The 10,324-nt window shown below is 35.3% G+C and carries 6 protein-coding genes, 2 tRNA genes and 1 pseudogene; 5 read left to right on the forward strand and 4 right to left on the reverse strand.

All coding sequences use genetic code 11. The annotated features are described in order from the left end of the window. Positions 1-140: 140 nt before the first annotated feature. Positions 141-1,337: a porin gene (locus ACFIO3_RS04735; protein WP_375608640.1), complete on the reverse strand. Its 1,197-nt coding sequence runs from the start codon at positions 1,335-1,337 to the stop codon at positions 141-143. A 329-nt stretch (positions 1,338-1,666) separates the two neighbouring features. On the opposite strand from ACFIO3_RS04735, the gene ACFIO3_RS04740 reads away from it, so the two are divergent. Both ACFIO3_RS04740 and ACFIO3_RS04745 read left to right on the forward strand, forming a co-directional pair. Beyond that, positions 1,667-1,757: transfer RNA gene (locus ACFIO3_RS04740), tRNA-Ser, on the forward strand. Positions 1,758-2,395: 638 nt separating this feature from the next. After that, positions 2,396-2,745, forward strand: a pseudogene (locus ACFIO3_RS04745) (integrase); the annotation flags it as partial. Between the two features lie 286 nt (positions 2,746-3,031). Here ACFIO3_RS04745 and ACFIO3_RS04750 read toward each other — a convergent pair. Both ACFIO3_RS04750 and ACFIO3_RS04755 read right to left on the reverse strand, forming a co-directional pair. Next, complete coding sequence (locus ACFIO3_RS04750; protein ID WP_375608641.1) at positions 3,032-4,252, reverse strand: MFS transporter; 1,221 nt, start codon at positions 4,250-4,252, stop codon at positions 3,032-3,034. Then, complete coding sequence (locus tag ACFIO3_RS04755; protein ID WP_375608642.1) at positions 4,249-5,313, reverse strand: ThiF family adenylyltransferase; 1,065 nt, start codon at positions 5,311-5,313, stop codon at positions 4,249-4,251. The genes ACFIO3_RS04750 and ACFIO3_RS04755 overlap by 4 nt, the downstream gene beginning before the upstream one ends. An 865-nt stretch (positions 5,314-6,178) precedes the next feature. Here ACFIO3_RS04755 and ACFIO3_RS04760 point away from each other — a divergent pair. Beyond that, positions 6,179-6,508, forward strand: coding sequence for a hypothetical protein (locus ACFIO3_RS04760; protein WP_375608643.1), 330 nt, complete (start codon positions 6,179-6,181; stop codon positions 6,506-6,508). Positions 6,509-6,936: 428 nt separating this feature from the next. After that, the gene (locus ACFIO3_RS04765; protein ID WP_375608644.1) at positions 6,937-7,377 is read left to right on the forward strand and encodes a hypothetical protein; all 441 of its coding nucleotides are present in this window, start codon (positions 6,937-6,939) and stop codon (positions 7,375-7,377) included. A 1,324-nt stretch (positions 7,378-8,701) separates the two neighbouring features. Here the strand turns inward: ACFIO3_RS04765 and ACFIO3_RS04770 are convergent. Then, positions 8,702-8,777, reverse strand: a tRNA-Phe gene (locus ACFIO3_RS04770). 420 nt (positions 8,778-9,197) lie between these two features. Between ACFIO3_RS04770 and ACFIO3_RS04775 the strand changes: the two genes are divergently transcribed. Continuing rightward, a partial coding sequence (locus tag ACFIO3_RS04775; protein WP_375704144.1) for a phosphoserine transaminase occupies positions 9,198-10,324 on the forward strand: 1,127 nt, incomplete at its 3' end.

The raw sequence follows: 10,324 nt of genomic DNA on the forward strand, positions 1-10,324 counted from the left end.
AAGAGTAGTTTTATGAAATTAAGTCGGTTTTTTCCGAGAGACAAGACAATAAGTATCAGGAAAAGATCATGATATTTTATTTCAAAAGTAAAAACTGGCAACTTATGTTGCCAGTTTTTAAAAGCTGTAGCCTAATAGGATTAGAATGAACGCTGTAAACGAATCATCCCTTGGAAAGCGTTTTTCCCATTAAAGAGATGTTTTTCGTTATTATTTGCATCTTTTATAACGCGATCATCATTCCAAGAAACATAGGTTAATTCAGGTGTAATCACAAACCCTGGAACCAACGTGTATGTAATATTTACAGAAGTTGCAAAGGTTTTTACAGCGCTATAAGAAACTTGAGCATTCAAATTTGCTTTTGGAGTAAGCTTGTAAGTGGCACCCGCCCAAGCTGCCCATTTACCACCCCAGTTTGCATAAATCGTTGTGCTGTTTCGTGATAATTCATCATTTGCATTAACTGTATAGTAATCAAAGCCGTTTTTATAACCAGCCATTACCCATAGATTGAAACGATCGTTAACATTGAAATCTGCACGTATTTTTCCCGCCCACTTTTTGTAGTAAGTATCATATGCGGTAACTGCTGAAAAGCCACCCCATTTTTGCATAAACTTTATACCTAAAACCACATTGGGTGTGTAATTTTTAATTGATTTACTCGGAAGAGTATCATTCGTGATAGAAACAAGTTTACCATCTTTATCAATGTAGTATCCTTGTGTTCCAGGAAGATCATCTGCATTATTGCCTAATTCAGCGCCGATAATAGCAGAAAAACCGGAGTCACCACTAAAGGTGTAGGAAATAAAATTGGTGCGTGTTGTGCCAGCAGGTGCTATGCTGTCATCATTGAGAACATTTCCATAATCACCAGTCCAGCTGTTGAAAATTGTATCATCAAGACCTACGCGAAAACCACCCAGTTCAATGTAAGCAGCTGCAAGCTTTGCACTCGCATTATCTTTACCATTCCCCCAGTTTGAATAAATTCTCGCATATGAACGAAGTGTTCCCATTTCTGTTTCAGAGGCGGCTTGAAAAACAAGGGTGAGCCGTGATGCTGCGCCATAGGTATCTCTTTTGTTTTTCAGTTCAGTTTCGGTTGTTGCATCGATATTATCACCGCCTATAAAATCAGCGCGGACATTTCCTGATAAACGTATACAGGTTTCTGTTCCAGGGATATAGAAATATCCTTTTCCGTAGGCATCACAAACGCGAATATATTCTACAGGTTCAGGTTCGGCAATCGCTGTTGAAGCAGCATGAGCTCCAGAAACAGCTAAAAAAGCTGTTGTAGAGCTTAAAAAAAGGGATTTTATATTCATATGGGATCTCCGAGGTCCTTTTTAATCTTCTTCTAAAGAGTATCTCTTGCCTAACGCATTAAAGACAAAGATACAGAAAAATACACGGTACTTATCATTCTAGCTATACTGATCTTTTTTAGATATTCAAATATGAAATTACTTTTTTGTAATGTATACATATACTATTCGATAGGGTGTGGTAAAAAGGACACAATTTTTTATTTTGTTAACGTTTTATCCCCATGAGATCACTCTATGAAATCAATACAGAAGAAAAATTTCAGATATTTTGGAAAAAAATCGAAAATGTCTTGAACTTTCTGTTGATACCATTTATGCCAATCGTTGGAGAGGTGGCCGAGTGGTCGAAGGCGCTCCCCTGCTAAGGGAGTAGGGCTCAAAAGGCTCTCGAGAGTTCGAATCTCTTCCTCTCCGCCATTTATTATTATAAAAGTGGTCGATTGTGTGTAGGAATTTTGTTTCCAGTGGTTTGCGTTAATTTGCTTTTCTACCAATCCAAATTTTTTGTAGCTTTTTAGTTATTTCTATTGCTAGGCATTTTCTATCGGCTGTTTTGGTACAAAGCGATGCTATTTTATCTCTAATCCAATTTATCTTTAGTCCAACCAAACAGTGCTTTCATTTGTGAAACCGTAGCGCCCTGCATTAGCCACACATGTTGTTTCTTATTTTCGCAATCTCTGTGTTGATTTTGTTTGTATCTGTAACAACATATTGATTTATATATATAATTTGTCGTTATTTAATTTAAATTGGAACCCCGAACACCGTAAAATTCTTTCTGTTCAAATCTTTTTTATCTTGAACCAATGACAATTATTTGCTCGCAGATCATAATCGGAGAGAACCGTATAAATAAAAACGATTGAGCAAAGAAAAAATGCCTCTCATGAACTGTCTCAAGTGCCAAGGGCTGTCGCGCAACACCCACGAGATGGCAAGTCCTGTGTGATGGAGTTGGTTTGCTCTTCATAAGTGTAAAGATGGCGTGCTCAATGGTTTTTATTATTTCATAGGGGTTTTATCGTTATACCCTTCACGGGCATTATCGTGAAATGGGCTTGAGTGCTCTTTGAAAGATATCTCTTAAAAAAAGCCCGTGAATTGGTAACGCAAATGTATTGGGTTTGGGGTGTTCTATTTTGCATGAGGAGTGGAATGCCCAACGGAATAAATACAAGCGTGAAGCAATGCGTAATCTCCATTATTAAAAAGACATGACCGTAGAGATTTATGAAAATTGTCAAGCTGAATTAAAAGGAGATGGCAAGGCTGGGAACTAGTTTTCACCCTTAAAACTTCATGTTCTCCCCAAATTAGGCAGTTCCTCGTTTCAGAGATTAGGCAAACAGAGATACGCAATATTCTTGCACCCATATGGCATGCAAAAGTGGCAGTCCTTGACTATGAGCGTTCATAAGAGGCATTTTTTCTTTGCTCAATCGTTTTTATCCATACATTTTTCTTCGATGATGATGTGCAAGAAAATAATTGTCATTAATTCAAAATAAAAAAGATTTGAACAGAAAGAATCTTACGGTGTTCGAGGTTGGGATATTATCATCATTATCAATTAAGGTGTTGCTTTATGTATGCGTTGATTGTTGAAATCTAGATGAGTCAATGCTCTAAAGGAACATTGTTCTCTTTTAGAAGAAAACATTTTGGGTGATAATTTTATGGTTTTCCTTTCATGGAGACTTGAGGGAGCGTTTCATCCATTTCATGACGACCAAACCACACATGAAAAAAGTAAGGGTCGGTACGATGAGATAATAAGATGGAGAAACTTTTGCAGGGAGAAAAGAAATAATACTTAATACGGTAATTGAAAATATTCTTCCGCTAAAAGATACAGCACCGACAACACCAGAAATATGCTGTGTTTGTTTTTGGTCAAGTTCTGAGAAAAATAAACTTTTTGCACCGACCGGTACAGTGCAAATAAATCCATGGATTAAAGAGAAGGCAATGACGGATGCAGCCGTTTGATGGTTGTGAACAAAAAAATAGAGTGCTAGGCACATCAAAGCAGACAAGAATGAAAAATATTTTATAGAATTCTTATATTTTTTATCAAGAACATGATATTTAGACATCAGTAAGTTTGAAAAATATTGTGCTGAAAAGGCACCAATATGGCAGCACATCAAAACGAACATTTGTGAACCATTGAGGTAATCAATTTTTCCCCCTGAAAGTATGATCGGTTGCCAGAAATGATAAATAATCTGAATACCAGCGCTAAAAAGACACATGAGGAGAATAAACCATGCTCCTCCCATGGTGTTTTGAAAAATCCAGAGTGTTTCCTTGGCATTGTTCAAGATTGTTTTTGTTTTGGACGTTTCAATCACCGATTTCTTTTCTTCAGGAACAATAAGGAAGACCAAGAAAATAAATCCCATCATAAGGCATGAGATGATATATCCCATAAAATATTGCCCAGAGTAATAAATCGTTCCAATACCTATAATCCCACTGAGAATACTCCCGAAAGAATTAACTTGGTGATAAAGATGCGCATAATGTGAAAAGTGATCGTGTTTATCGCCTAGAGAATGGTAAATCCATCCATCAATGGCGCTGACAATGATGCAAATGCCCGCTGCATAGAGAATTTGCGCAATAATAAGTGCCGTTATATTGGGAGCTTGAAGGCATAGAAGATAAAATACTCCTGTCATAAAGACCCCAGCCATTACGGAATATTTACGCCGATATCTGTCAGATAAAACAGCGCAGGGAAAATCAAGCAGCAGAATAGTGGTGGAAAAGACAACCTGAAGCAGAGCTAATTGCGCCAGACTCACTCCCATGGACATTAAAAAAATAGCATGGTAGACACCAATGAGCATGCGGACAGCATTATAGGAGCCATAGGTGAGAGCAAGGGTGCGTGGTCTGTTCATTGTGTTGTTCCACAAACCTTACAGTGAGGATTTTTTTTGAGGGAACGTTCTTCTATGAAAAGTTTGCTGCTCCATATCCCCACACGGCGATCAGTGGAAAGAAGGCTTCCATAACCACCCAAAAATTTAAGAGCATCGTTGGCACACATGGCGGCTGAAAGAGCATTAACAGGGGGAAATGTAGCAACTTTGAAGTTATTATTAATCATAACACAAGCTTCATAAATAAGATGGTCGCTTTTTGCCGGAAGATTACCTATAGACGAGCTACATGCGTAACAACCAGTTTTCCCAGGTATGTAAAATGGACCAAAGACAGCTATATCATTAACATAACCGGAATTTATATAGGCTTGTTTGTTTTTTACACACCATTCATTGATCCATAGGCCTAGCTGAACAGGTGAATCAGCAGAAATGATCCATAAATCAGCTTTGGGTAAATTGTTGATATCCTCTTTTTCAGTAATCAACATTTGTAATTCATGAACTTCAATTTGGCTATTTCTCCGCATCAGCTCACGTTTAAGAACTGTTGTTTTCGGAAGACCGATATCTTCTTCAGTAAAAAGAATTTGTCTGGTAAGGTTGGTTATCTCGATCACATCATTGTCAACAAGAGTCAATTTTCCAACGCCAGAGGATGCAAGCATTGCTGATACATGATTACCAATCCCACCACACCCTAAAATGACGACACTTTTTTGCAAAAGGATATGCTGAACGGAGGTTGGATGCATACCATAGCTTTGATAATGGAGATGACTTCTGGAATAGCGATTATTGAGGATATTGTCTGATGTTTCAGCTTTGACAAGAAAATGGTTAGAAACAAGAAAATCAAACGCACGGTCAAAATTTTCTTTTAACATGATTAACGATAGTGAATTGTAAACTTCATCTACTGTCTTTCTTTTTACCCATTGTGCTGCAATAAGCACTAAGTTCTCCCAAAAATTTTTATCATTGATAATAAACTGCTTTGAACCCGCACCAAAAATAGCATCCTCTTCACGAACAACAACACGTGTGTATTTTCCTAAAATATATTGTTGTTTCATTTCTCCTCCCCACTTATAGATCAAACTAACTTTTCCCTAGGATTATTTCTTAGGGAAAAGAATTTTCTTTAGTCATTAATTACATTCTGAATGATCCATGATCCCCCCCTTTATTTATGTTTTCATTATTCACCACTTACATGGTAGGATGATCCTAAATAAAAATATTATTTATTGTCAATACACTTTTATGATGTAAAGTAGATATTTTTACATAAAATATTGATGAATGTACATTGAGAAAAGAACGCATCTCATCAGATTAAAACTCTATGATCTTTAATTAATTTAACGAGGATAACATAAAATGTAATATAGAAAATGAATAAATTTAAATTTGTATAAAAAACACAAACTTTTTTATTTCTGCGACTGATCAAACAACCAAATCTATATTAAAAGTAGCTTATATACCATTCAATATCATTGGTTGTGTTGATCTGTTTTGTCTACTCATTATTTCATTATTCTTAATATGGATTATTAATCAAAATAACATTTTTGAAGTATTTATAGCAACATATTAAACTCTTTTAAAGTCACGCATAAAATGATTAAATTGTTTCTCTAGAGATATAAAGATAGATAGAAAATCCGCGTCTACTTTGTTGAATACATTAGTTTTTATAGCTTTACTCTCTGTGTAGCGTATTTAATTGTTGTACAATTTATCATTTTTTATTTTTATCGTAGATTATTCAAAATAGATTTAATAAATTTCATTACGAATCTTTTGATATGAATTTATGTGTCTATTTAAATTGGTATGTTGAGAGAAAAAATAGAAAAATGTTTACAAAAGTTCTGTTTAGAGAAGGCTTATTGCTTATCATATTTTTGCTAACATATCTTTTGTCTGCCTCGTATGGCTATACTGGTATGGATAAATTATTTTGTTCCCAATACGTTCAAGGAACGTGATGATGCGGTTCAAAAATTGGATTCAGTCGAGTTTGAAAAAACAAATGCTGAACGGGGATGGAACGATGCCATGAAAATATTAGAGGTAGCGGTAGATGATTTGAAGAGGATAGCTGTTGAACAGCAGGAACTCTATTTGGCATTGCTGAAAAATATGCCAAACAACAAACAACTTTCTTATAAATATCAAACAATTCTAAAACGCAATGCTGCGGTTTTTGAGCGGCTCGAGAAGGCTTTTACTCTATTTGAGCATGTTGAGAAAAGAACATAAGCCTTTCGAGGGTTAGGTGAAGCAAATAAGCGTAAAGATCAGTCTCAAATGTTACATTACTTAGAAGTGATTTCTGAACATCATGGACATGTTAATGGATTCAATAAAGAACTTGAAAGGCTCAATCACGAAGTTGATAGTTTAAACAACAGGCTTCAAAATCTGAAGAAAATATCTCGATAAAGAAACAGAAAGTTGTTCATTGATGCAAATGAGGAAGAATGCATGAGATGATGAACAACGCTTTCATTGAAAAAGGAATGAACGGTGGGATTTGCAATAGTACTCATCATATCTGTTACGGTTATTATAGGGAGTCTTTGTTTTTGTGTAACAGAAACTGTCAAAAAGCGGAAAGAGATAGATAGAAAAGGTATGGAGAAGCACGAGGAATAGGTTCCGAAAATGAAGGAAAAAATGAGATCAATATGACAATACAAGAAACACAATCATTGCATGAGACACTTCAAAATCCAGATAATAAAATGTCGGGAGTCTCTTCAACCTTTGACAAAGAATCTAAAGTTTTAGCGTTTAAAGAAGCTATGGCGCTTTCATCGAAGGATTGTAAAATAGCCTTCTGCATATTTGTTATAAATATGGCTGTAGGCTCTGTTATCCAGATGTTGGATGAGGTCATTATCCAGATATTGGATGAGGCCATTATTCAAGTATTGGATGGGGTCAGAGAGTTTGATATTCTTACTTTTATATGTATTTTAAGCCTATTTATTTTGATCTGTTGTTTTATGGCTATCCCGATTATTTTAATTTTACACATACGATTGACGAAGAAATTGAAAAAAACACTTCGGCAATTAGAAGACACTCTTCAGCAGCGAGATAAAGCTTTTTCAGCACAAAAATAGAGAGAAAAATGATGGCTCTTATGATACTGTTTGTTTTCATAAATACAATTATTAGTTGTTTTTTTCAGATAGCAGTCATTACGCTTTGTTATTCTTTTTCGAAACGTTCGAAATTGTATAAAAAGGTCGTTGCAGAATTAGAAAAAGTGGTGAAAAAACGAGATGCCGCACTCGAGGGACTATTCGAAAAAGGACAATAAAAGTAGACCAATGTTTCATTTTTTTATGGTACTCGTTTTGAATATGGCGATGTATAATACTGATGATTGAATGTATTGTCTCATGTTTTAGATAAGGCAAGAAGATAGGTTTTTAAAAACAGAACTTAGATGTATGATTAAAATTTTCTCTCATGACGGATGAGAGAAAACCTTGTGTTTCTACAGTTTTTTTCGCTTCACGGTGCTGTGAGAAAAGTCCAAGTTTTTCCAATCTGCCATTGATAATAAACTATTTTAAGTTCATACTCAAAGAGCCTTTTCTTTACAAGTGAGAATGCGTAGGTGCGTTTTTTATAAAATGTATTTTCGCTCTATTATTTCTTATTTTCCTAACAAATAAATTTTTTGAAAAGTGATTTCAGGGAAGAAATTTTCTTATTCGTTAAAGTCTGTGTGATCCATGTTCTTTTAACTTTTATACTTCACCATTTTGTGTCCATTTTTCAATTGGATTTGAAGTTTAATCCGTGATGGGGGATTTTGTTGAATTACAAATAACAGAGTATAAGAAAATCTTTTCTCTAATATCATTACGTTGTCTGTCGAATATAATACATTAGTACATTGAAGGAGAGTTTCTTTGTTGAGGGAGAAGAGATAATGATAATCAGACTTTATAGATAATCAGATTTTATAATTGTGATACATTTCTCTTGATTCAACATATTTGCTAGGAGATTAAATTTTTTCTTATGATCTTAAAGGATATTGTTTTTTTAATATTGAAGAAATACCTGTTTTGAGGTCGAATGATTGTAATGAAAGAGATCTTTAAAGATTTTGACTTTTTAAAAGTAGAGATCCTTATAAGCATCCCTGGTATGGCTAAAAAATATCTCGAAAGAATCCTACGCTTGTCAAAAGAACTTCAAAATCAAACCTTTGTCTGTTGTAGTATGAAACTGTTGTCGTGTTTATGAGAGTGTTAAATGGTTTGACGCAAGAATACTTAGCAGGCTTCAAATACATATTAGAAGTCATTTACTAAGAATGTGCTTTGTAGGGGCATATTGGAAAATTCCACTTCCTCAATATTTATTCTGGTATCCCTCATGTTTAAAGAACAACATTACAAATAACAAATTATAACCAATAAAAAAGCATGGTGCCCAGACGCGGATTCGAACCACGGACACGCGGATTTTCAGTCCGCTGCTCTACCTACTGAGCTATCTGGGCATGCTTCATAAAACATGTAAAGTGTTTGTGGTTATAACATTAAAATTTTCTCTGTCCAGTCATCAAAAGAAAAATAATTGATTTTTTAATAAGTTTATCTTCCTATTCTAGAGAGTTATCAATGAATTTTTATTATAAAATAAACTTGATAGGTATGTTATGATACGTTAGTGTGTTGTTATCAGAATGCTATTCTTATCGTGGTGGTGATACGAAAAAAAATAAAAGAATCAATCTAACAGCATGATTAAAAAAGATTTTTTTACAAAGTTTCCGTGAATTTTAAGCTTACGAAATAAATAGAAGACATTTTGGACTTTTAAAAAGAGGCTATTGAGTAGTCTTTATAGTAATTTGTTTTTCTTTATAAAGAGAACAAGTCATCATAAAGAAAGCAAGTCATCTAAAAGGGGAGAAATAATGATAGTGTTACAAAAACCAAGTAGTCGTCCTAATAATACTAATTTTTCTTCAGGTCCTTGTAGTAAACGACCTGGCTGGAGTCTTGAAACTCTTAAAAATGCATTAGTTGGGCGTTCACATAGATCGAGAGAAGCAGAATTAAAACTTGCTGAAGTTGTTGATTTAACCCGTGAGATTCTTGAAGTTCCTTCTGATCATCGTATAGGAATTATGCCTGGTTCAGATACCGGTGCTGTTGAGGCCGCTTTATGGTCTTTATTAGGTGAGCGTGGCATTGATATGGCGGCGTGGGAAAGTTTTGGGTTTGGGTGGAATAAAGATGTTGTCGAGCAATTAAAGCTTTCTGATGTGCGTCGTTTTGAAGCCCCTTATGGTGAAATACCAGATTTAACACAACTTGACTTTGATCGTGATGTTGTTTTCACATGGAATGGGACAACTTCTGGTGTACGTATTCCTAATGCGGATTTCATTCCGGATAAGCGGGCTGGATTGACCATTTGTGATGCAACATCTGCTGCTTTTGCGCAATATCTCGATTTTTCAAAATTAGATGTTGTGACGTTTTCATGGCAGAAAGTTTTGGGAGGTGAAGCAGCACATGGTATGGTGATTTTAAGTCCTCGTGCTGTTGAGAGGCTTGAGAATCATGTTCCAGCTTGGCCTATGCCACAGCTTTTCTGTATGACGAAAAATGGAAAGTTGAACGAAGATATTTTTAAAGGAAAGATAATCAATACGCCTTCTATGCTTTGTGTTGAAGATTTTCTTGATGGGTTGAGGTGGGCAAGGTCTCTAGGAGGTGCAGCGGCATTAAGAGCACGGGTTGAGAAAAACTTTTCTGTACTTGATGCTTTTATTCGCAAAACACCATGGTTAGAATATTTGGCAAAAGATCCTGAAATGCGTTCTAACACATCCATTTGCTTAGATATTGTGGATCCAGTGATTACTGCTTTGGATAATGAAAAGCGAATATCTTTTATAAAAGCGGTTGTGAGTCGTCTTGATGAGGAAGGGGTCGCTTATGATATCGGTTCGTATCGAGATGCTCCTCCTGGGCTTCGAATTTGGGCGGGTATAACAATTGAGGCTTCCGATCTTGAAATTTTAACACAATGGCT

It is taken from the genome of Bartonella sp. AD328YNZD (genome assembly GCF_042196425.1).